The organism is Paenalicyclobacillus ferrooxydans, assembly GCF_001399675.1.
In the GTDB taxonomy this organism is placed as follows: Bacteria; Bacillota; Bacilli; order Alicyclobacillales; family Alicyclobacillaceae; genus Alicyclobacillus_B; species Alicyclobacillus_B ferrooxydans.
On the sequence record NZ_LJCO01000033.1, the window covers coordinates 133293 to 156790 of the forward strand.

The window sequence follows — 23498 nt, forward strand, 5'->3', positions numbered from 1 at the left end:
AGATAGTGAACATAAAGGTCGTTGTTGGATGGACAACGACCCTAGTGGCATTGACACTTCACGGAACTGTTAGTTAGGCCCCTGTGCTTCCTTTGGATTTACAATCGCATGTTTGAGCGAGAAGGGTGGAGTTGATATGAGGTGTAGCGTACTTTACCACTTGAAGGCACTAACCAACGCTTTTGTACCATCCTATGAAGAACCCAACGGGCTGTTTTAGGTGATGTGTTCAACAATAGAGCAACCTCTGCAGGGGTAATTGGGGAACTGGCTCGAAGTGCCGAGCGTGCCACTTCACGCTCCTCTACCGTCAGATCCCCCAATGAGATGCTGCTAGACTGCCAACGGCCCAGCAACTGCTGAATGGTTTGCTGGCAAATAATAGGATGCTCATCGATAGCGTCGTAAGTAAAGCGTAGAATGTACCATCCATCAATAGCGAGAGAGTTCTGCCGAAAATTATGTTCGGTAAACTGCCACTTATTAATGTTCTTCCAGTGAGGTCCGATTCCGTCAATTTCCATCGCCACTCGAAAATAGGGCTCGATATAAGCAAAATCGATGTACCTGTACCCCTCTCTGTAGTCGCGAACTTCATATTCAGGGTGTAAATTTTCAAATTGATGAAACATTGGCCACCAAACTTTTTCAAGGAACATTTTTTCAGCATGTCCGAGACCCTCGGCCAGCCGTTGGCGTGACGGTCCGCTACGTCGTGTAAGATGGCTCTCAACAAATGCTCGATACTCCTTAGTAAAAGTCATGCGTATCCCCTCGCAAGTAAGTTTGATACAGCCGACTCAGCTTTCTTGTGGATGAGCGGTGCGATGGTTTCTAGTGGGACGGCTTCTGATGCTTGGGTTCAGCTCGCCGTGCGAGATATGTTATACCAGCACTAATATCCTACTTGACTAGCCTCCGTACTGCGATGATGTCTAGAAGAAGATGTATGATGAAAGCAAATAAGTTGCACCGATTCGGCATCTTGCCCTATTCCGCGTGCAGCCTCATTCGGCATCTTGCCCTATTCCGCGTGCAGCCTCATTCGGCACTTGCCCTATTTCGCGTGCAGTCTCATTCGTCATCTGGCCCTATTCAGTGTGCCGCCCTATTGCGCATCCGCCCCCATTTGGCCTGCAGCCCCCTTCGGGTCAGACCAGAGAGGCGGAATCCACTGAAAGGTGAACTCCACTGAAAGGTGAACGGATTGGACCGGTTACACGCGCAAAACGATGATGAACCTAAGACACGATGATTTGCCCAAGAAACGATGATGAACCTAAGACACGATGATTACTCTGGGAAACGATGATGAACCTGAAGTAGACCTGCTTGCCTTTCATTGAATCAAAACAGAGGACAGAATGTCCTCTGTCGCCGCATGCCCCCCACGGAGCAAGCCGGTTTCAAATCCATTTCCAATGTAGAACAAGAGAGGTGTGCATATCGTGCGATCAGACACGGATCAGGGTCTCAAGTCCAACCATCTCCCATCCTTTCGCATCGCCTCACTTTGCCCCAGCAATACGGAACTCATCTGTGCACTTGGGTTGCAGGGGTGCCTCGTCGGGGTGGACAGCTACTCTGACTATCCACAGGACGTAGTGGCTGACCTGCCGAAACTCGGACCCGATCTCAACATCGACATCGACGCCCTCAACCATCTCCAACCCGATCTCGTTGTCTCATCCCTCTCCGTCCCCGGCATGGAGAAGGTTGTGGAAGCGGTGGAACATGCCGGCCTGAGACAAGTCATCCTTTCGCCGCGCAGTTTTGCAGATATCTATGCTGACCTCCGTACCCTGGCTGCGCACGTGCCCGACGATGTGTTGGCGGGTGGGGAGGCGGAGCGGATCGTGCACCAGCTGGAACAGCGAGTAGAACGAGTGCGCGCTTGGACGAACCAGAATATTCCGGACTATGAGCAGCCTAAGCTGTACTGGGAATGGTGGGCGAAACCGGTCTTTTCGCCTGGCGGCCGCAATTGGTTGACGGAGCTCAGTCAGGCGGCAGGTGCCCGCAACATTTTTGCCGATCTTGATCACGATTCCGTCCAGGACGACGGCACCCTCGTTTGCGACGCGAACCCAGACTGGTTTCTGGCAGTCTGGACGGGCATCCCACAGCACAAAGTGCCCATCAAGAAAATCTTGTCTCGTCCGGCAGTATGGCAAGATACGGTTCCGTTTACCAAGCATCAACTGCTCATTTTATCGGAGGGCCTGTTCTGCCGCCCATCACAGCGCCTCGTTGACGGATTGGAACAGCTGGTCGGGATTTTGCACCCAACCTCTATCGTCGATCTCGATTTGAAACGTCCAGAAGAGTACGCACCCGTGAGGAGGGCAGATGGATCGTGGTTGGGCGGACTGTCATCGCCTCAGTCCAGTCTTGGGTTGAGCGGGCAATAGATGCAGCACCGGTCCGGTCGCAGTCTGGCCAGCGGCGAGAGTGTCAACAATCCTGCCCCGGTGGTTCGATGTAAGCGACATCATATCCAAGCCAGCAAACACATAGAGTTAAAGACGGGGGCGGAGATCGTCCCCTTTCTTTATGCTGGGCAAGTCCGGGGAGGTGTTGGGTGTACCACGTTCGGCGTACCGCGGTGGTGTGCCCAAAGTGGTGATCCGGTGTGATGTGCCAGTTGCCATGTGCAATGCGCCATGTGCCATGTGCCATGTGCCATCATTTGTTCCGGCATCATGTCCATGTGGCCCTGCCGACCTGCCGTGGTGCACCGTGGGTTGGCAGCAGCAAGAGCTCCCAACACGCCCCCACCGAAATGCTTCAGCAAGTCTATCTGTACAGGAGGGAATCGGAGCTTGAATGAAGATCGCCTGCTGAAACGTCGGCTTGGTTTCTGGTCACTAACTGCTGCTTCGCTTGGCGGAGTCATTGGTTCTGGATGGTTGTTCGGTGCCATGTACGCCGCGAAGGCGGCTGGGCCGGAGTCTATCATCACTTGGATTGTGGGCGGTATCGCCATGTTGCTCGTCGGCCTCGTCTTTGCTGAACTAGGCATGGCAAAGCCTGAGGCAGGGGGGCTTGTAAGGTATCCCAAATTGACCAACGGCTCGATGGTCGGTTCGCTGATTGGATTCGCCATATGGCTGGGGTTTGTCGCCAATCCGCCAACGGAAGCATCGGGGGTCGTGCAGTACGCGAGTCGCTTTTGGCCCGGGCTGTATAACGGGAATACTCTTACTGGACGCGGGATTGCCGTTGCGATTGTCCTCATGCTCATTTTTGTCCTCGTTAACTACTTTGGCGTCAATGTGTTTGCGAAGGTCAACAACGTCGTTACAGGCATCAAGTTCGTGGTCCCGGTGATCACGATTGTCACACTTCTCGTTGCCGGTTTTCACCCGTCTAACTTCAGCGGTCACGGAGGATTCGCACCGTACGGCTGGGGCAGCGGCCTGTCAGCGATTGCAACGGCGGGTATCGTGTTTGCATACACTGGGTTCCGGAACTCCATCGATCTTTCCGCAGAGGCCGTGAATCCCCGCAGAAATGTGCCAATGGCCATTGTGGCGACGATCGTGATCGCTATCGTGCTTTATATCCTTCTTGAAATCGCGTTTATGGGGGCGGTCCCGACCAAGGACCTAATCCACGGCTGGCAGGGCGTCAGTTTTAATTCTCCCTTTGCCGATCTCGCTTTCTCCCTCAACCTCACCTGGCTCTACTGGATTTTGATGGTGGATGCGATGGTGTCACCGTCCGGATCGAGCTTTTCATACACCGCTGGTAACGCAAGAAACGTATACGGGCTCGCCAAAAATCGCTTTTTCCCGCGTTATTTCGCGAAGATTCATCCGAAGTTTGGGGTTCCGACACGGGCGCTCATTCTGAATTTTATCGTCGGCCTGCTGTATCTCGTGCCGCTGAAGAGTTGGCACAGCATCATCGCGCTGACCAGTGCGCTTGCTGTCTATACGTTCTCGGCCGGTGCCGTATCGGTGATGGTGTTTCGGAAGGTAGGAATCAGCGACAAATACCGGATCAGGGGGATGAACGTGATCGCACCGCTGGCCTTTGTCGTCGGCAGCCTCATCATCTACTGGGATAAATGGTCGGAGCTTCAGTTCACCATTTGGGTTCTGGTGCTGGGTCTTATTCTCTACTTGATTACCTATGTATTCAACAAAGAGAAAGGACCAGAAATCAGAGGCGGCATCTGGATGGTCATCTACTTGTTTGTAGTCTTGCTGCTCGCTGGTCTGGGTAATTTTGGTGGAGCCGAGCTGATACCAGAACCGTACATGTCCATCATCGTGGCCATCGCCTCGTTGATTCTCTATTTCATAGGCGTGCAGAGCGGTGTTTGGTACATGCGGAAGGTCGGCAACGTCGAGGAGATTCGGAGGGAAAACGAGGAGATGGACGAGGGTTGACCTAGCTACGGAGATGGACGCCGGTTGGCAGAAGCCTGCCATGGACGGAGGTTGACAAGGGCCTAGCTACAGGGGAAGGATAGAAGGAGCGAACGACGGCCAGGCAGTTAAAGTGGCGCACTGTTCCTCAATCCTCATTGGAGGGCGGCCGTTTGGGCCGCCCCTACTATATAATAAGGTGCTCGCCCCCACGTGTAGTGTGGCCTGTCCATTACCAAGGTAAGCACTCAAGGTAAGCTAGCTCAAAGAAGAAACCGCCGCGGGTGTCTCCGACTAAAGTCGGAGGAGAGTCGGTCCTGAGCCTGATGTGTCATCACGACCCAGGCATTATCATAAAACTGGGAGTTGATGAAAATGTCAGACGAGGCGGGGTACACAGAGTGTAATGGTGGAGTCAACGCTAGTCCCACCGATGGAGTCAAGGGCAGCCCCACCGATGGTGCCAAGGGGAGCCTCATCGATGGAGTCAAGGGGAGCCCAACTATACAGCCCGGTCGGTTGCTGAGCAACCGAAGATACCTATTTTTAATGAGTGCTCAGGCCATATCCAACCTGGGTGACTGGCTATACATACTGGCACTATTCGTGATCGTTGGATTCAAGTGGCATGGCTCTCCAATCGTTATCTCCGTGATGATGCTGTGCCTTACAGCACCGATGGTGGTTCTCGGTACGTTCACGGGCATGCTCGCGGACAAATGGAACCGCACGACCATCATGATGGTCTCGAACATCGTTATGGCTATCCTGGTCGGTGTTATTCCGTTGCTTCCTCAGAAGTGGATGCTTTTTGTGATTTTGATCTTGGTGGGGATTTTCCAATCTTTGTTCAGCCCTGCAGAGTCAGGGAAGGTGAAGGAGATTGTACCCGATGAGCATATGCAGCAAGCTACTTCCATTAACCAATCTATTGTGCAGTTAACAAAGATTATAGGACCGGGTGCGAGCGGGTTTTTGGTGGCTGCGTTTGGATCGATGTCGGCATTCTGGCTCGACTCTATCTCTTTTGTCCTGTCGACGGTTCTCCTGATTTTTACGGGATTTCGCGCTGCCGCATTCCGCTTGCCAGAGGCTGAACCGGATCGCGCATCGGACCCTGAGGCCACACCTTCAACCGGAACAGGAACTACACCTGCAACCGAGCCCGTGCCTTCGACCGAAACCACACCTTCAACCGAGCCCGTGCCTTCGACCGGGGTTGCAGCAGCTTCAACTGGCACGGCCGATCCCGTGAAGGAGAAAGGGCGGCGAGGCTTCATGGAAGGCATTGACTATATTCGAAAGGTGCGCGTTCTGTGGGCGGGCACCCTCATTCTGACGCTGACCCTGTTATTTGTGCAGCTCACCGATGCGCAAATTGTGACCCTCATTCGAACGATTCCAAATGCATCATCGAGTCTAATGGGGATGATCATGGGCTTGTCGGGTGCAGGTGGTCTCATCGCAGCTTTGTTGGTCGGCGTCATTAAATGGAAATCATCCATCCGACTGATGGGATTAGGCTGCATCGCCATGGGCATCGGGTTCACAGCGACCGCACTGGTTGTGCAGCATGGGGGGATGACAGGCGGGATCACACTCCTGTGGATGACTGTCATCGTTGTTCTCTCCATCTTCATTGGGATGGGGGCCGGTTTTACGTTCATTCCCTTTTCGGCAGACGCTCAGAAGAACACGCCTGTCCACCTGACAGGTCGCGTCTTTGGTGTGATCGGCAGCTTCACGACCGGTGCATCCTTGCTTGGACCAGCGCTCGGAGGACTGGTGGTGACGCTGATTGGGGTTATCAATGCATACATGGCCACGGGTGTTCTTGTTCTCATCATGGGTATCGCAACGTATTTCGGACGCCGCTGGCTGGAGGGGGCACAACTAGTCGATCCCGCTACCAGCTCCGAACCTCACGTCTTAGCCAAATAGACTAGCTTGAACAAACGATTTTTGAACTGTTTGATTCTATCGCCGGTTACTATATCTCTCATCGGGAAGAAGTACCAGTCTCTGTCGATCCGCTGACCTCCCTCCCTCGATACATCCTCGAATCAGGTGCTGAACTGCGTGTGACACCTGATCTGCATCCACTGCGGGAGCTGATTTTCGAGTCTCGCATCCAAGCCTTCGGGATTCATAGATTCGAGAATAGCGTTTGAATATTCTATCTAGTTCCATATATCATTACAGATAATCGATATGTCGTGTCTCCCTGCGGCTGTGGCCGTAAGTGCGGCGGGGTCCCAAGTCGGTGGGCCCAAGCGGTATGGCTGTCCACTGGGGCTGCCCACTGGTACGGCTGGCTCAAGTGATATGGCTGCCCCACGTGGTATTGCTGTCTCAAGTGGTACGCCGGAGTCAGGTACACGCCCGAATGGCCGTGAAATGGGAGCTGGACAGGATGAATGAGGAGGGGTAAATTCATGGCAGAGAGTCAGATTAAGGCGGCCGGATGGACCGAAGATACACGAAGAGAACCGGGTATGAACCCCGATGTGCTCCGGGCAAGGCGGAATACGGTTGCGGATCTATTGTCTCGCAGCGCCGCCCGATTTCCGGACAAACTCGCGTTAGCGTTTCGCGAGGAAAGGTTGACGTACGCGCAACTCGATACCCGCGTGAATCAAACAGCGCATCGATTCCTCGCGGATGGACTGAAACGTGGAATGAGGCTCGCAGTCCTTTCCAAGAACAGCCTAGACTTTGCTGTCCTTGTCTTTGCCGCCGCACGAGTCGGATTAACTATCGTACCCATCAATTACATGCTGACGGTTCCGGACATTGCGTACATTATTGGACATTGTGCGGCAGACGCACTCGCTGCACCTGTGGAGTTGGCAGAGAAGCTAGAGGCAGCAGTCAGAGATGCATCTGCCAACAGAGAGGCTGCAGGCACAGCGGACACAGGTTCGTTAGGAACCTCACACGCTGCGACAGGAGATTTGGTCAAGGGAGCGGCAGGTGGCATTAGGGGGGCAGCAGGTAGCAAGGGTATAGCAGGTGGTGCAAAGGGGTCAACCGTGATCGCCAGATACCTTATGCAGTCTTCCGAATCGATGAAGGTGGGCGAGAGTGCGTGGCAACCGATGCGCGGTGCGAACGTCCGCGGGATGCCAACATTTGATCCTGAAGCACCCGTCTACGCTGCAGACGTCGCGCAAATCCTTTATACGAGTGGTACCGAGTCAAAGCCGAAAGGTGTCATGCTCACGCATGACAATTTGATTGCGCAGTATGTGAGCGTGATCGTCGGCGGAAGAATGGAATCCAGAGACGTGTGCGTTCACGCGCTGCCGCTCTATCACAGTGCACAGCTCAACTGTTTCCTTGGGCCAAGTGTGTACTTGGGTTCGACGGGGATTGTCCTTGAACAAGCCGATCCGGCAACTATCCTTGCCACTGTCGAGCGCGAGCGGGTGTCGCAACTGTTTTGCCCGCCGACTGTGTGGATTGCGTTGCTGTGCCATCCGGACTTTGAGAAACGCGACCTGTCGACTTTGGAAAAATGTTATTACGGTGCGGCCATTATGCCGATGGAGGTGCTAAAGGAGCTCTCCGAGAGGCTGCCTGGTGCACTGTTCTGGAACTTCTACGGCCAGACGGAGGTTGCGCCGCTTGCTACCGCGCTGCAACCGGAGGACCAGATGCGAAAACTGGGATCAGCAGGTCAGGCCACGCTGAACGTAGAGACTCGCATTGTTGATGACGAGGACAATGAGGTGCCGCGGGGGACGATCGGCGAGATCGTGCACAGAACTGCTCACGCGATGCTCGGATACCTGAATGACCCGGAGAAAACGGCGGCAGCGTTCCAAAACGGTTGGTTCCACAGTGGCGATCTCGGTGTCATGGACGAAGAAGGCTATATCACTGTCGTCGATCGGAAGAAAGACATGATCAAGACTGGCGGTATCAACGTCTCGAGCCGCGAGGTCGAGGAGGCGGTGTACCAGTACCCAGGCGTGTCAGAGGTTGCGGTGATCGGTGTACCGGATGAGTACTGGATTGAGGCAGTCACCGCGATTGTCGTGCCAAAGCCAGGGGTGACCATTGACGTCGCGGGCCTCGAGACTTACTGCAAGGAGAACCTTGCGGCGTTTAAGGTGCCGAAGCGGATCATCGTGGTCGATGGGCTGCCACGCAACCCGAGTGGCAAAATTTTGAAGAGAGACCTTCGTGAGCAGTACAAGAGTTTGGCGTAACACGGCGTGCGTGAAAGAGCACACGCCGGGAGTGCGCCGTTATACCACAATTGAGTAACGGTAGAAAAATACGTCCCACGGCGAGTGATCATCCCACGCAATTTGATGGGAGGATGGCACGTGGGACGTGTTGTTTGTTTGAGCTAAACAGTCAGAACCTCTGCCGACTTCGTTCTTGAGACGGCAAGTCCGCATGTACCAACCTGCCTAAACTCCAACTCCTCAGAGGGTAAACTCCTCCGACAATAAACCCTCCGCATACAGCTTGGCCCGTGGGCATACCTATTTACTATTGGCCTTGTCCCTTAACGAGTCAGCTCACGGCAGGCTACCTGACTCCTGCCAGATGCAGTCTTTGTCTTTTACTTCTCGATAATCCGTGGGCTAGGCTTGTACGTGTCTGTGCCGAGCGATTTCGTCACGACACCCTTGTCCGTTTTAATTTCGAGCCAAGTCGCCACTTTACCGCCGACTTGTCCTGGTGCAACCACTTTTTCCTCATCAGATGAGGAGGAAGTTGTGACCGTTTGGAACGGGTACACAGCCAACACCTTATGGTGAACCGTAATTTGTGGATTTGGCTTGGCGCTCCAAATTGCAACCGTGATCACGCGCTTTTCCGGGTAGCCCTGTGCACCAATCATGATTGGTGAGTCAGAGGTGTTCTTAAACCGGAAGTCGAGACGAGACGAGTAGGAAACGGTTGCATCTTCGCCGCCGGGGAGATAGGGGACAGTCAGACTGTGCGCATGCCGCTCGACAAACGTTACCGCCCCGGTGCGGATTAACGTGGAATACAAGGTACTCGCACCTTGGCAGACACCGCCTCCCAGGGAGGGGACGATCCGGTTTCCGCTAAACGCACGACCCCAGCCGTAGCCGTTCTGCTCTGTGTATGGGCCAAGTTTTTGGTTATACGAGAAGGTTTGCCCTGGCTGAATCACGGTGCCGTTCAGCCTTTTCGCCACCAACTCGATATTTTTGGCCTGTGTTGGACTGGCGTGTCTGTAATTGGTAGACCTTTGGGCAAGCATGTACTGCAGTTTGTGTTGTGCTGCTTGGTCCTTGCCTGGGGCAGGTGGATTTGGCGGCATGTACAAGTTGATTGGAATTTGCTTTGTTGTTGAGGCCGATCCCGATTTACCCGAATCGTCTTCCTCAGATGCCGCAGCTATAGGTTTTGATGCCATTGACACCTGTGATGCTGCCAGAACCAATGGTTGTGCTGTGAACTTAGTGAGTGTTGCAGCTGAAACTGAACCTGCTGACGATACTGGTCGTGTGTCCGTTTTCTGATGCCCATCTGCAGCGATAGGTGTGTTTACAAAGGCAACGGCGCCGCAGACAGCAATGGAGCAAAATGTTGAGAGCATTAATTCACCTTCCAAACGTCAAACTCTGGCTAGGTTGTGAAGAAACGCCCGGGCTTATGCACGAAGTGCTGTACACTACCCCAACTGGGTAACGAACCGCTGTACACCACAGCCCCAACTAGGACGAAACCCTGTGTGACGAATTAAGGAAGGGATGAGGGGAGGCAAACGAGTGGTCATTGTTGCTTTCTTGGCCGGCCTTCGAATCCTGACGTTGACCGTTGAACGCGTGTCACTCAATCGATTGGGGCAATCCGGAGCTGGATCTTTGGCGACCATGGGAGTGGGTTTTGGCGGTGCCGCTGTCGTGTTGGTGGTTATGTCGTTATTTTCTGAGACCCCGATCCCATTTACAACAACCTTTTGGACGGGCGCACTGTATGCGCTTGCTTTCGGTTTATACACGGCTTCTCTTGTAAGGGGTCCCATAGGACTTGTCAGTCCGTGGAGTAATGCAACTGTGGTGTTGCTCTGGATGTATCATCCACTCAATAGTGAAGGGGCATGGTGGGGGCTTGCTCTGTTTGTCGTTGGTGTATTGATCTTGACCCACAAGCAGTTCAATCGTGCCGTTCTCATGATGTTGGCAAGCGACGTGGTGTTGGCTCTGGCGAGAGTGATGGACGTCCGGCATTCAGGGCACGCACCCGTGTCGTACGCAGCGGGCATGTTCATCGCCATCAGTCTGTGGATACTTGTCCCTGTCGTCATGAGTGGTCAGCACAAGACAATCGGGCCGCTCATTCAAAAGCAACCCGGATGGAGCTTCGTAGCCGCCACTTCTAACGCAGCAGCTTACTTATCAGTATTTACGCTGCTGAGGTGGCTCCACCCGGCTATTGTCGAAGCCTTTTCCGCCCTCGCCAGCAGCCTCGCTGCGTTTGTCGGGGTATTTTTCTTTCATGAAAAGCAGGGAACCCGCAAAATCATCTCCTCAATTCTCGTCACGGTTGGAACCATACTGCTCCTGTTGGGATAGTCTAGACCCGCCTTGTATTTGACGTTGGTTCCGACTTCGCCGCCTTACGTGCCGCGATTCGGGCGTTGATAGTTAATCCAAGGGCTACCATCACAGCTCCTCCTGCAATGACCCATTGACCTGCGGGAAGTAAGAAGGTCGTGGCAAACAAACCTTGACGTTGCTCATTTTGGCCGTCCACGTCACTCCCTCCTTGTCTCGATTCTGTGTACGTGCAGTCACGCTTTGAGCACTGCAGATTTGAGCACTGCGGATTTTTCAGCATCACAGATTTGAGCACTACAATTTAGTGGATGCAACGCTTGTGTATTGTGCCACTGACACGTGACAGAGACAGATGGATTCCATTGAGGTGATAAAAACACCGTGGTGAGTGCGGCGATGCGAATTACCACCTCCCTGGGTTTTATGTATCGGACTGATACTGACTTTTTTGATCTCGACACTGGCAATTCGCGCGTTGAGGGATTAAGGTAGTGGGTATCCTTATCCCGAAATCGAAACTTGTGGAGGTATGCAGAGTGCAATTTAAATTTCGTGTGTTCTCGGACTATATATGACCCTTTTGCTTTATCGGCAACGGGATTGTCGAATCGCTGAAGAAAGAGTTTGATATTGATGATGAGTGGGTCAGCTTTGAGATCCATCCGGAAACACCGCCAGAGGGCATTTCCATGGACGCCCTCTTTCCAAAGTCATCCAGGGAACAGATGCACGCCCGGCTTCGCGCGTCTGGGGAACCCTATGGTCTTCAATTTACCGACAATGACTGGCTTTCGAATTCACGGTTAGCTCTTGAAGCGAGTGAATTCGCACGAGACACCGGACGGTTCCATGAGTTTCATTCGCGGGTCTTTCGAGCGTACTTCAGCGAGGCGAGAGACATCGGGGACCGCGGCGTATTAAGCGAGATCGCAAAAGACAGTGGACTTGACACAGCCGCCTTGAATGCCGCACTCGACGAGGGAAGATACCGCAGTCGGATAGAGGAAGGGCAGCACGAAGGTCAACGTTACGGGGTGACGGGGACCCCGACTTACATCATCAACAACAAGTACAAGGTGGTCGGTGCGCAACCGCTTGAAGTGATGCGACGGGCCCTGAATGAGATCGCGGAGCGGGAACGCAGCGCGGGTGCAGAGTCCTAGGCACGGCCAATGTTCGAATACGAAAAGCAGGGTCGCGTGCAGTGTCCGGTTAAACCGTGACCTGTCACCGGCCCTGTTTGTCAGTCTATCTAGTATCCCAACGATGCCGGAACGCGCGACCTGATGCATCATTTCAGTGATGTGGGATGGGCGAGTCGCTCGGTTTCTCGTACGCGAGTAGATAGATATGCCGCTGCGTCTCTTTTCTCAGCGTGTGTTCGAGCTTTCGGATCTGGTTCAATGTACCTTCCGAAAGTTCTGCAAACTGGACGTCTCCCATATCCATCGTGATACCGGTGTTTGACGCAAAACCTCCGAAATTCCCACGGATATTGGATTCCGAGCTTCGGCTCTCTTCTCCCTGTATTCCACGATCCATTACTGGGCCCTCCCTTCCGAGGACTGTCATTTCCCCTTAGATGGATTGCAACGTTTGCTTATCTATTACACATCTGCATTATTTGCAAACTATTTGAATTTTAGTCCTGGTATCGCCAGGGAGTGTAAGGCAGGGAGTGTTAGTTCACGAAGCGACCAGCTTGGTAGTCCTGAATGGCCTCAAGGATTTGCTCCTTGGTGTTCATGACAAAAGGTCCATACGAGACAATCGGTTCATGCAACGGACGTCCCGCGTAGAGCAGTGCACGCAGCTTGGTGGTGGCTTCAATTTCGATTTCACTTCGTTCAAACTCGCGTTTGACAGGGTCGAGCAGCATCGCCTGACCCTGCCGCGCTTCCACCTTTTCAGCGCCAAACCTGCCAGTGCTTTCGAGAATGTAGATAAATCCGTTGTAATCTGCAGGAAGGTTTTGTCGAACGGATCGCCCCGGCTCTACATTGAATTCAACCATCGTGACTGGCACATGATTGAGTGTCGGAGAGGTCACATCTCCAGACGATCTGCTGAACACTGTCACTTGGGCTCCGTCCTCAAGGCGCACAGGCATGTCAACTTTGCGCAGGTTTTGATACCGTGGCGCAGTCATTTTCTGTTCCTTAGGCAGGTTGACCCACAACTGAAGACTGTGGACGGTTTCACCGGGGGCCGGGTCTTCCTTATGAACTACGCCTCGGCCTGCGGTCATCCACTGTACATCACCAGGGCCAAGTTCGCCGCCGCCAGCGTTGCTGTCGTAATGGGTAAGTTTCCCTTCGATCACGTAGGTAACCGTTTCTTGGCCGCGGTGTGGGTGAATATCGAAGGTGCCCTGGCCAAACCAGTCTTCGGCGAGGATGAGGAACGGATCGAAATCGGAAGGCTTGGTCGGGTCAATCACCATGGCAACTTTATGATTCGGGCTCTGCTGCTGGGCTTGTACATCCCACACCCGTTTGATGGTGCGCTGTTGAACGGTATCGTTGGTCATTTGAAAGTCTCCTCACATCTCGTAGTTTCAATGTGTAGTTTACGGTTGTGTTTGATGCTTTGAACTTGTGTTTTGTCGAATGGTAGAGTGTGTGCAGTACAGTGTTATGATTCGTTCAACACCTATTGTAACACCATCTCTATAAAAACGTAAGTAACTAGTGTTTGTGCATTGGGGCGGTGCACCGCAGATACGGTTGCGGCATGCATGCGCTTGAAAGGAGCATGGGACGTGGAGCAGAGGGGATTTGGACAAACGGGATTGCAAGTGTCAGCACTCGGATTTGGTGCAGGTCAGGTCGGGGATGAAAAGGTTTCGGAGCACGATGCAGAGAGGCTTCTCAATGCGGTTCTCGATGAGGGAATCACTCTCATCGATACAGCGCGGGGTTATGGATTGTCAGAGGAGCGGATCGGCAAATACATTTCTCATCGACGCAATGAATTCGTCCTGTCCACAAAAGTCGGTTACGGTATCACTGGTTACGAAGATTGGACTTACGACTGTATCCTTGCCGGTGTAGATGAGGCGTTACGGTTGCTTAAGACGGACTACATTGACATCGTTCATTTGCATTCCTGCCCAGTCGAGACGCTTCGCAAGGGAGACGTGATTCGAGCGCTCGAGGATGTCAAACAAGCGGGCAAGATTCGAGTTGCAGCGTATTCAGGCGACAATGAACACCTAAACTTTGCGATTGAAAGCGGCCGGTTTGGAAGCGTTGAGACGTCCATCAACATGTGTGATCAACGTGTTATTTCGGATGGTCTGGCCAAAGCAGCACAGAAGGGTCTCGGTGTCATTGCCAAGCGGCCCATCGCCAATGCCCCGTGGCGGTTTGAAGAGCGCCCTGTGGGGCATTATTGTGAGTTGTATTGGGAGCGTCTGCGCGAGATGGGTCTCGATCCTGGAATGTTTGCGGGGCGGGCCGCGACCGTGGTTCGGGACACGGGAGATACATCGAGCAGCAACGGATCGGCTTCAGTTGCTTGGAACGAACTGGCACTTCGCTTTACCGCCTATCAACCAGGGGTGCACAGTTGCATTGTTGGAACGACGAGTGTGGACCATTTGAGGCAGAACATTCGGGTGTTGGAACACGGGCCGTTGGACCCTGACACGGTGGCGCAGATTCGTTCGCGTTTTGAGGCGCACGATCGCGATTGGGTGGGCCTGACCTGACAGACGGGTTCAACCTGTAGACTGGGAAGTAGTGAGGTCCAGCCCGTGCTGGGATGACGCCGCTACGCACCGTCATGCAGGCCCGTAAAGGGGTTGCCCAACGACTCAAGAGAAGGTAAAAGGTGGAATGCAGCCGCGCTTTGCGGCTGCAAACCATTTAAACCCATTAAACCTGTCCGCCTTTTGGCTTTCCTGCCTGCCCGGCGGAGGTTTAAGCCGGCTTGACCAGATGGGACCAGAGGGGACCAGGTGAGGCTAGGTGAGGCTTGACTTAGCTAGGTTGAACCGCGGCCGCTAAGTCGGCCGCACCGACTAAGTGAGGCCCACACGGGAGCTGAACAAGGGAGTTTAGTCGGCGCCGCCGACTTAGTTCGCGAATTTAGGGGAGCTAAGTCGCTGACAGCGACTTAGCTAGGTTGAACCACGGCCGCTAAGTCGTCTACACCGACTAAGTGAGGCCCCAAGGGAGCTGAATACGGTAGTTTAGTCGGCGCCGCCGACTTAGTTCGCGAATTTAGGGGAGCTAAGTCGCTGACAGCGACTTAGCTAGGTTGAACCGCGGCCGCTAAGTCGTCTGCACCGACTAAGCAAGCCCACATGGCCACTCCCGTCGAACACAGCGAGGCTGCATAGCCGATCACGCCCCTCCTGCCCGCCCACATTCGAGTACTGTCCCCGGTATGCCGACGTATACATACTATGATGTACAGTTTTCGGTCGGTTGTGACCGGGAACTGTGCAGGGCCAGTCACACCATCGTTGTGGGGGAATGTCAATGAAGCCAAAGGTCGTGATTTCCGAAGATTTGTGGTGGGATGTACCTCATTCATTCAGCCATGCGTACGAAGTCACCTACGATCCGTCGCTGGTGGATGATCCTACCCGTCTCCACGCCATCGGCAAAGATGCGAAGGCGTTGGTGGTGCGAAACCGGACACGAGTGGATGGCAACTTGCTGACTCAATTTCCCGAACTGAAAGTGGTTGGCCGGCTTGGCGTCGGTCTCGACAACATTGACCTTCCAGCCTGCCAAGCACGTGACGTGCGGGTCGTCGCCGCAAGGGGATGTAATGCCATCAGCGTCGCGGAGTATGTCATTGCCTGCCTGTTTCATCATGCACGGTTCCTTCACACGAGCGATATTGCCGTTCGCGGCGGGGTATGGAACCGTGCCGAAGCAACCGGTTTTGAATTGTTCGGAAAGACTCTCGGACTGGTTGGTGTGGGAGACATCGGACAGCGGGTTGCAACCCGTGCGAAGGCACTGGGGTTACACGTCATCGCTTACGATCCGTTTGTTCTTCCAACGAGCGCCTTGGCTCAAGACGTCGGCGTGGAATTGGTCGATCTCGAGACCTTACTGAGACAATCCCACTATGTTTCTGTTCATGTTCCGCTCACACCTGCTACGCGCTACATCCTTGGGCCAACACAACTCGTTTTAATGCGCGATGACGCAGTTTTAATTAATACTTCGCGCGGGGGAACCGTTGACGAAGGGGCACTCGCTGAAGTGTTAGTCCGCTCTCCATACCGTTCGGCTTATCTGGACGTTCGAGAAGCGGAGCCGCCTGATGCCGACGATCCGTTGGTTCGTCTTCCGAATGTCATCGTGACCCCACATGTCGCTGGAATCACGAAGGAATCTTCACAACGTGTCGCTGAGTTTGTCCTCAAGCAGGTAGACACGGTACTGCAGGGATTCACAGCGCAAGGAATGGTTATGTAACTAATGGTCGTGTAACTAACGGTTGTGTAAGGAATGGTTATGTAACTAACGGTCGTGTAACTAACGGCCGTGTTACCAATTGTCTTTGCGCCATATGAAGCAGGTCAAAAGTGAAATTGCCGGGCAGCCCTGATATCCCACATGGTTGCCCGGCAATATAACCTGGTGCGAAGTGTGCAGTCTTCGTTAGTACAAACTCCGTCAGTGCAGTGCAGTCTTCGTTAGTACAAACTCCGTTAGTACAAAGGCCCGCCTTTTTGCGTGAGGATGACACCGTAATTCGCGGGAATGGTAACTTCAATGTTCCCCTTGCCGTTGAGCGTGGCATTGCCGCCTTGGCCGCTGCCACCGTCGCCAGTCACACCTGGCAACAGCGGGGTGACATTTTTGAATGTCGACCCGTACAGAGCCCCTGTAGCGGAGGCGTTTACCTTCTCGGTTACCGGTTTGTTAGAGTCATTCAACAGAATGATGATCCGCTGATTCGCATCGACGCGTGCGAAGCCGAATACGTCGTTCGTATCGTCCGCGACAAGCGGCATAAACGACCCATCAACAAGGGCACTGTCGGCCTTTCTCATCGCAATCAACGTCTGATACACATTGAACAAGCTGTTCCCCGTCTGGCTCCAGTTAAACGGCCAACGCTTGCCGGCATCGTTCGTACCGCCGCCCATCATACCGTACTCGTCTCCGTAGTAAATCGTAGGCAGACCCGGGTAGGTCATCTGCAGCATCGCACCGAGGGCGTCCTTGCGGTAGTTCGGTGTGCCGCCGTAAGGGAACGTTGTCCCATTTGGGTAGGTCTTCGTGTTGATGGCTGTAGCTGCGCGTTCGCCGAAGCGAGGCGTATCGTGATCGCCCAGTTGATTTACCTGAACCAACTGTGCAGGCCGCGGCAGTGAATTTAGCGTTGTCAGAAACGTGTTTTCCAAGTCTGACGGGCTCAAGGATGCTGGATTCATATTCAGGTCTTTGCCGGTGACCCAAGCAGAGACAGGATTGATGAACCCGCCGTAGTTGATGGATCCATCCCATTGATTTCCTTTCAGCCATGGCAAGGCGACAGAGTTTTCCCAGAACTCACCGAAGATGAGTGCATTCGGGTTTGTGGACTTAACGGCCTTGCGGAAATCTGTCCAGAGCTGATGGTTGATAGGATCATTGTAATCCCCGTTGGCCTCAGGGTCATATCCGTTGCCACTGGCATGGCCTGCTGCGTCAAGACGCCAGCCATCAGCATTAAACGGAGGGCTTAGCCAGTACTGCGCAATCTTATCCACTTCATTGATCACCGCAGGATTCGCGTAGTTCAGCTTCGGCAAGTTACTGACGCCAGAGAATGTAGCATACTGGCTCGGACAGTTCGTGAATGTGTACCAGTTGTAATAGGGGCTTTTCTTTGACTGCTGTGCACTTTGGAACCAAGCGTTTGAGGCGCCAGTGTGGTTGAAAACACCGTCCAAGATGACCTTGTCCCCATCCGAATGCGCACTTGAAATCAGGGAGGAGAGGGCCTGGTTGCCGCCAAAGTGGGGGTCGACCTGAAAGTAGTTATCGACTCCATACTTATGGTTGGTCTTTGCCGTAAACACTGGGTTCAAGTACAAGATGTTCACACCCAGTTGGTTGTTCAAGTAAGGCAACTTGTCTTGTACCCCTTGGAGGTCACCCCCTGAGAAAGCGACTTGATCCTCACCGCCTTGATCCCCGGTTTCTGGATCCTGGCCCCATTTCAACTGTATCGTCTTGTTCCCATACCACGAGTATTCCCCGGTTTTGACATCGTTGCTCGGGTTGCCATCGTAAAAACGATCGACGAAGATCTGGTACATAACGCCGTCTTGCGCCCACTTCGGTGTGGTGAAACCGGGAGCAATCGCAAACCACCCAATAGATGGAAGTTCTGAGGTGGCACCGTTTCCGGAGTAGTAGGCGGTGCCGCTGCCGCTGTTGGCAACAAAATAATAGTTCTCATAGTCGGAATTTGGCGGGATAGTGGCCTGCCAGTACTCATATTCGTGGTTCTGGTCAACCCCTGCTTTCACCATGTTTAAAGTGGTCTGCTTCTTCGTCTTGGCGTCGACAATCACGACCTGTGCACTGGTTAAATTCCCGGCGGCAGCGCGAAGCGTCACCTTCACCGGGTCGGACGATGTCGGTTCCTGTGGTGAGAAGAACAGGGTGCCTTGGTCAGAAAAGAGCGCATTAAGATTGACTTGGCCCTGGGCAGCTTGAGAGGATGCTAGGTTTCCTGCGGAGGCAGTCGTATTTGTACCGGTCGGATTCCCGGCTACATAGGCGCCTATCAGTCCAGCGACGGCCACAACGGCGACCGTAGAGAAGAGGTAGATACGGGTGTTTTTCTTATTCATCTATGAGCCCCCTGTTTATGCAATCGTTTGCACGAAAAGCCATATGTACAGGATAGCCCTTTCATAGGTTGGGGCTCAAGAGGAATGTGTAAGAAATTAACCGTTACAAATCATACAAATAAGCTGAACGAATGCTAGTGCGCCCTATGTTGTCCGTTTCGTTCGCAGATTGCGTCGAGGGCTCTATCGAGCTCTGCCTCGGTACTGAAGAAGTGCGGCGCCAAGCGGATCACGTCGCCCCGGGCAGATGCGATGATACTTTTCTCCATCAGGAAGACCTCGACGTCGTGGGCGTTGCTGACCCGAATCGCCGTGTTGGCGCCTTTCAATGTGATATCCTCCGGACTGGCGAGATCGAGACCGCGAGCCTGAACACCTTGTACTGCGTACGCAGATAACTCGTCGATCCGCCTTTCGATCCGCTCCAACCCCACATCAAAGATGAGGTCCATCCCACCGCGGGCGGCAAAAGCAGCCAACACGGGTGGTGTTCCTGTATTAAAGCGACCGGCACTTGCCGCATAATCGAGGTTCTTCGCGTCGAAATGGAATGGGTTTTGCCGTCCAAACCAACCCGTCATCGCCGGCTCAAGACGTTCAGCAACCTCCTTGCGCACGTACAGAAAGGCGATTCCAGGCATCCCGAGCAGGTACTTCAGATTGCCCGACACGAGAATATCAATGGGTGTTTTCTGCACGTCAATCACACAGGTTCCCATGCTCTGATAGGCATCTACGAATAGGAGGGCGTGATGTTCGTGTGCGAGTGACGCTAACTCGTTTAGGTCTTGCTTTGCGCCATTGTAGTATCCGACGTGGTGAACAGACAAGACACCTGTCTGCGAGGTAATATGGGGTTCAAACACCGATGGTGTATATATGCGATCCGCTGCAGACACAAAGTCCACGTCCAGCCAGCCACGACGGGCGTGGGCATTCCAGACCTGCCCAACTGTTGGAAACTCGTCAACGGTCGTGACGACATGTCTCTGATTGCCCAGTGGAAAGGCACTGGCAATCATCGAGGCGGCGTCTGACACAGAGCCTGCGACAGCTACCTCAGATGGGTCGGCATTGATGAGCCTGGCGAAAGATGCTTTCGCCTGCTCTACGCCTTCCATCCAAAAGTCCCAGTCCATACCGACTGAACGCCAGTTGCTCAGATATTCATCTATCGCAGCCAAGACGGGTGTCGATTGGGGAGACTGAGAGCAGTTTCCCAGGTGAATCTTTTCCTCAAGAATGGGAAACAGGCTGCGATACTCGTGTAACAAACTTCGCTTTGTTTTCATCATTCCTCCACCTTATGTGAAGAACTGTACAGTCCCATTCGAAGAGAGAAGAATCAACGCATCGGATCGTTCAACGGATTGTGCCCCCGACGGAACCGGGATTTGCTCCTTCGTGGTCAAGTCGTCGACACTGCTCGTACCAAGCACAAGGACATTGCCTTTATCGGTGATGTACACCTGTGACGGCGGTACTGGCGTTGGCAAGGTGGCTACGGCGGTCGTCGAACCGTTCGCTCCGCTTGAGCCACTTGATGATGCACTCGCCGTTCCTGAACTGCCACTGCTTGAGTTTCCAGATGAATTGGAACTTGAGCCAGGGCCATTCGTTAGACCACCGCTTGCTCCTGCAGCCTGTGAGCCCGCGACCGCTGGATTGCCAAGGTCGGCAGGGGCGATGTACCGGTCAACCTCAGTGACATTGCCTTGGCTGTCGAGTTTGCCGAAATAAAGGGTATTGCCAATCACCCGAAGGACAGCTGCATTTCGTTGCAACACAGTAATATTTCCTGCTGTGTCGAGCATCAGGAGATTCGGCGTACCTAGGTCGAAGTCCTGGAAGTAGACAATGGCCGTTGTCGCTGTTGCGGCAGCATGGGTGACAAAGCGTCCGCCGAGATGGACATGATTCAGGTTGCCATTGGTGTCGTAATGATACATCACAGACGCCGATTGGCTGGCAATGAGGACATATACATCGTTTGTGTACGGGCTGAAAGTGACGTTACGGAAAGTAGCGTCCGGCGCATAACCTGCAAACACGTGGATGAGTCGCAACTGGCCGGATGACAGCGTTAAAGTGGAAAGCCGCAAGTCTTGCAGGTTGCCGTCTGGCACAGTCGTGCCAATGAACAGGCTGTCGTTTCGGATCCAACTCAGATACGCCGGCTTCATCAACAGTTGCAGGCTGTACAGTGTCTTGCCTGTGGCGACGTCAATTGCGATAAGCTTGTCGTTTTGGTCAACATAGGCAAACCGTTGTCCGTCACTGGAGACAGCCATCAAATTGGGCTGCAACGGGTGAATCCCCGACAGCGTTGTCGGCTTCTCTTGAACAGGCTTGGCTGTCGCCGGGACCGCAGCAACAGGCGTGTTTTTTGCGATGGATAAAAGCTGATTGTAGTGTGCAAAAACCCCGACTTCCACAGCTGTGATAACCCCGAGGTAAATTAGATTCTTCGTCAGGCGTTTCATGTCGGTGCTCCTTTACTTTACGATGATGGCCGTTGCCACTTCACGTTCGCCGAGTACGTCGCTTGGCTGGTTCACAAGTTTGCCGTTATAGAACATCGTGGTCGATGATCCGCCGTCTAGGTTCGCTGCTGTGACAGCGCCGAAGTGGAGCATCAGTTGGGCCATATCTTGAATGGATGCACCCATGTTGTTCGCTCCGTGAATGTATCTGCCGTCTGTAACTGCGAGAATAATTGTTCCATTTGCTGTTTGTCCGATTGCTGTGCGAGGAGCATATCCCCATCCGCCGCTGCCTTGAACCATGTCCTTGCCGTCCTGAACGAGGACAGGCCCGAAGGTCACCGCTTGGTTGACGTGCATCTGTTTGAGCTGCGCAAGAGTGTAGGGCCCAACAACAAGCGCGCCGTTGGCTGTGATTCCGATGACGGGTTCATTGCCTGACGGCTGACCTGTGACGACCTTTCCATTTGTAATGGTGATCCCTTGTGGAAGGCCTCCTGTACCTTGCCAACCGGTATCGCGGAATGCACCAGCATTCACGCCGGCGATCGCGTGATTTTCCTGAACCATGTCTGAAACCGTCTGACCGACATTGCCGTTGTACTTTGTGACAGCGACTTCGACACGCCTGGGATCGCGGATGAGCATCACATTTGCTGTGAACATGGGAGCTTTGTAAGTATCAATGGTGATTTGGGTAGATTGAATGTTGCTGTAATCGGCGGAAGCTTGGCGCTGGCTTGTGGCCTTGTTTACAGTCACTAAGCTTGGCGTGGCTTTCCTTATGTCAGCCTCAGAGAGGGTGTACATTGACAAAGGACGAAGCAAATAGCCGTGCATAGAGGTTGTAAAGATGTCGATGAAATACTGCCGAAAGGCTGAGAAAGGCCCGTGAAAGATGAGAATGGAACACGAAATGTAGATGTATATTAAGAAAAAAATGGTTCGCTTTACGATTCTCAGAAGTATTCCTCCCGGTATTACAGATACTGTGACAAGATTTTAGAATCAGCAGTTGTCGAACAAGGCTACATAACCTATCTTATTCCGCCTATGTAGTATAGTACAGATCTATTCTTCTGGGAGAAAGACTGTAAGGAAATTCATCCGTTATTACGCATTATTTAATCAAAATCTAATACGGCTATCCATCTTTAACCTACATACTTATGCATTTTACCGACCTGCTGCATCTACTCGAAGTGGGGCTTGCATTGACCTTGTGCACTGCGATTGACGAAGTTTGAAACCCTGTGTCATCATGGGGAGAATTATGCCAAAAGTCGGACGAGCATAGGCTCGGGCAGTGACCTGACGGGCAATACGCTGTGGGCGCGAGAAACCAAAGGAGACACCATAAGATGCACCTGACACACGTTGAAGCGATTTGTTTTCTCCTCGTGATGGGATTCATATCCGCGTTTTTTGATGCGATTGTCGGTGGCGGGGGACTTATCTCTGTGCCCGCGTTGTTGTTTGTCGGGCTGCCTCCAGCAGTGACTCTTGGAACCAACAAACTTGCTGGGAGCGTAGGCGCTTTTACGAGTACCATGAGCTACTTAAAGTCCGGTAAGATACAGTTCTCTCTTATAAAGTATGTGTTTCCGCTGTCAGTCATCGGAGCGGTCTTTGGAAGTGCGACACTCCACTTGATACCCTCCTCCTTTCTCAGGCCTCTGGTTCTCATCATGTTGGTCGCGGTGACGCTGTATACCCTGCTCAAGAAAAATATCGGCGAATCATCGACGTTTTCGGGGGTCACTCGAAAAATCATTCTGCTTTGTGCTGTCGTTGCGTTTGTGGTAGGGTTTTACGACGGCTTTTTCGGACCAGGAACGGGTTCTTTTCTGACGATTGCCTTCACGTTGCTTGGATTTGATTTCGTGCAGTCCGCCGGGAATGCAAAAGCGCTCAACTTCGGCAGCAACATCTCCGCTCTGGTCACCTTTATGTTCATGCACACCATTGATTATCAGTACGGGATTCCCATGGCCATCGGGATGGTTTTCGGCGCCTTGGCAGGTGCCCAATTCGCGATTCGAAAAGGTCCTGTGGTTGTCCGACCTCTCTTCATTCTCGCCACCGTGGCCATGATTGGCGACCAAATGATAAAACTCCTGTAGTGGTCTCATGAGGCTATTACACTTCTCCATCGCTGCGCTTTAGGTGTGTGCAATTTTGAAAACTCACAACTTAGTAAGTATGAAAAACAAACAAACAATGATAGATTGACGTTGTTTTGAAGCGGATCGACAAATTATGCTTGTAAATG

19 protein-coding genes are annotated in these 23498 nt (G+C 53.1%); 10 read left to right on the plus strand and 9 right to left on the minus strand.

The window, feature by feature from the left end:
• Positions 1 to 98 precede the first annotated feature (98 nt).
• Positions 99 to 764, minus strand: a complete 666-nt coding sequence (locus tag AN477_RS07370) for a hypothetical protein (protein ID WP_054968518.1) — start codon at positions 762 to 764, stop codon at positions 99 to 101.
• A gap of 684 nt (positions 765 to 1448) precedes the next feature.
• Between AN477_RS07370 and AN477_RS07375 the strand changes: the two genes are divergently transcribed.
• From AN477_RS07375 to AN477_RS07390, 5 genes are all read left to right on the plus strand, one after another.
• A complete protein-coding gene (locus tag AN477_RS07375; RefSeq protein ID WP_054968519.1) occupies positions 1449 to 2411 on the plus strand; it encodes an ABC transporter substrate-binding protein in 963 nt (320 codons plus the stop codon).
• Positions 2412 to 2822: 411 nt separating this feature from the next.
• Positions 2823 to 4397 carry an APC family permease gene (locus tag AN477_RS07380; protein WP_054968520.1) on the plus strand — a complete coding sequence of 525 codons (1575 nt, stop codon included), beginning with the start codon at positions 2823 to 2825 and terminating at the stop codon, positions 4395 to 4397.
• 354 nt (positions 4398 to 4751) lie between these two features.
• Positions 4752 to 6317 (plus strand): MFS transporter, encoded by a 1566-nt coding sequence (locus AN477_RS07385; RefSeq protein WP_054968521.1) that lies wholly within the window; start codon positions 4752 to 4754, stop codon positions 6315 to 6317.
• 17 nt (positions 6318 to 6334) lie between these two features.
• Positions 6335 to 6547, plus strand: coding sequence for a DUF6886 family protein (locus AN477_RS25850; RefSeq protein ID WP_425388137.1), 213 nt, complete (start codon positions 6335 to 6337; stop codon positions 6545 to 6547).
• Between the two features lie 264 nt (positions 6548 to 6811).
• Positions 6812 to 8590: a long-chain-fatty-acid--CoA ligase gene (locus AN477_RS07390; protein WP_169787860.1), complete on the plus strand. Its 1779-nt coding sequence runs from the start codon at positions 6812 to 6814 to the stop codon at positions 8588 to 8590.
• A 362-nt stretch (positions 8591 to 8952) separates the two neighbouring features.
• Here the strand turns inward: AN477_RS07390 and AN477_RS07395 are convergent, their stop codons facing one another.
• Positions 8953 to 9963: a VanW family protein gene (locus tag AN477_RS07395; protein ID WP_054968522.1), complete on the minus strand. Its 1011-nt coding sequence runs from the start codon at positions 9961 to 9963 to the stop codon at positions 8953 to 8955.
• A 172-nt stretch (positions 9964 to 10135) separates the two neighbouring features.
• Between AN477_RS07395 and AN477_RS07400 the strand changes: the two genes are divergently transcribed.
• Entirely contained in the window at positions 10136 to 10942 is an 807-nt protein-coding gene (locus tag AN477_RS07400; RefSeq protein ID WP_054968523.1) for an EamA family transporter, read from the plus strand.
• A gap of 1 nt (position 10943) precedes the next feature.
• Here the strand turns inward: AN477_RS07400 and AN477_RS07405 are convergent, their stop codons facing one another.
• The gene (locus tag AN477_RS07405) at positions 10944 to 11123 is read right to left on the minus strand and encodes a hypothetical protein (protein ID WP_054968524.1); all 180 of its coding nucleotides are present in this window, start codon (positions 11121 to 11123) and stop codon (positions 10944 to 10946) included.
• Between the two features lie 391 nt (positions 11124 to 11514).
• On the opposite strand from AN477_RS07405, the gene AN477_RS07415 reads away from it, so the two are divergent.
• Complete coding sequence (locus AN477_RS07415; protein WP_083486052.1) at positions 11515 to 12090, plus strand: DsbA family oxidoreductase; 576 nt, start codon at positions 11515 to 11517, stop codon at positions 12088 to 12090.
• 133 nt (positions 12091 to 12223) lie between these two features.
• Here AN477_RS07415 and AN477_RS07420 read toward each other — a convergent pair whose 3' ends face one another.
• Positions 12224 to 12469, minus strand: coding sequence for a hypothetical protein (locus tag AN477_RS07420; RefSeq protein WP_054968527.1), 246 nt, complete (start codon positions 12467 to 12469; stop codon positions 12224 to 12226).
• 139 nt (positions 12470 to 12608) lie between these two features.
• A complete protein-coding gene (locus AN477_RS07425) occupies positions 12609 to 13457 on the minus strand; it encodes a pirin family protein (RefSeq protein WP_054968528.1) in 849 nt (282 codons plus the stop codon).
• A 231-nt stretch (positions 13458 to 13688) separates the two neighbouring features.
• Between AN477_RS07425 and AN477_RS07430 the strand changes: the two genes are divergently transcribed.
• Positions 13689 to 14639, plus strand: a complete 951-nt coding sequence (locus AN477_RS07430; RefSeq protein WP_211265969.1) for an aldo/keto reductase — start codon at positions 13689 to 13691, stop codon at positions 14637 to 14639.
• A gap of 775 nt (positions 14640 to 15414) precedes the next feature.
• On the plus strand, positions 15415 to 16368 hold the full coding sequence (locus tag AN477_RS07435) for a hydroxyacid dehydrogenase (RefSeq protein ID WP_054968530.1): 954 nt from the start codon (positions 15415 to 15417) through the stop codon (positions 16366 to 16368).
• A 236-nt stretch (positions 16369 to 16604) separates the two neighbouring features.
• Here the strand turns inward: AN477_RS07435 and AN477_RS07440 are convergent, their stop codons facing one another.
• From AN477_RS07440 to AN477_RS07455, 4 genes are all read right to left on the minus strand, one after another.
• Positions 16605 to 18743 (minus strand): glycoside hydrolase family 13 protein, encoded by a 2139-nt coding sequence (locus AN477_RS07440; protein ID WP_054968531.1) that lies wholly within the window; start codon positions 18741 to 18743, stop codon positions 16605 to 16607.
• 134 nt (positions 18744 to 18877) lie between these two features.
• Positions 18878 to 20035: an aminotransferase class V-fold PLP-dependent enzyme gene (locus AN477_RS07445; protein WP_054968532.1), complete on the minus strand. Its 1158-nt coding sequence runs from the start codon at positions 20033 to 20035 to the stop codon at positions 18878 to 18880.
• Between the two features lie 12 nt (positions 20036 to 20047).
• Positions 20048 to 21226 carry a hypothetical protein gene (locus AN477_RS07450; RefSeq protein WP_054968533.1) on the minus strand — a complete coding sequence of 393 codons (1179 nt, stop codon included), beginning with the start codon at positions 21224 to 21226 and terminating at the stop codon, positions 20048 to 20050.
• A 12-nt stretch (positions 21227 to 21238) separates the two neighbouring features.
• Positions 21239 to 21988 (minus strand): phosphodiester glycosidase family protein, encoded by a 750-nt coding sequence (locus AN477_RS07455; protein WP_054968534.1) that lies wholly within the window; start codon positions 21986 to 21988, stop codon positions 21239 to 21241.
• Between the two features lie 599 nt (positions 21989 to 22587).
• On the opposite strand from AN477_RS07455, the gene AN477_RS07460 reads away from it, so the two are divergent.
• On the plus strand, positions 22588 to 23349 hold the full coding sequence (locus tag AN477_RS07460; protein ID WP_054968535.1) for a TSUP family transporter: 762 nt from the start codon (positions 22588 to 22590) through the stop codon (positions 23347 to 23349).
• The last annotated feature ends 149 nt before the right edge of the window (positions 23350 to 23498 follow it).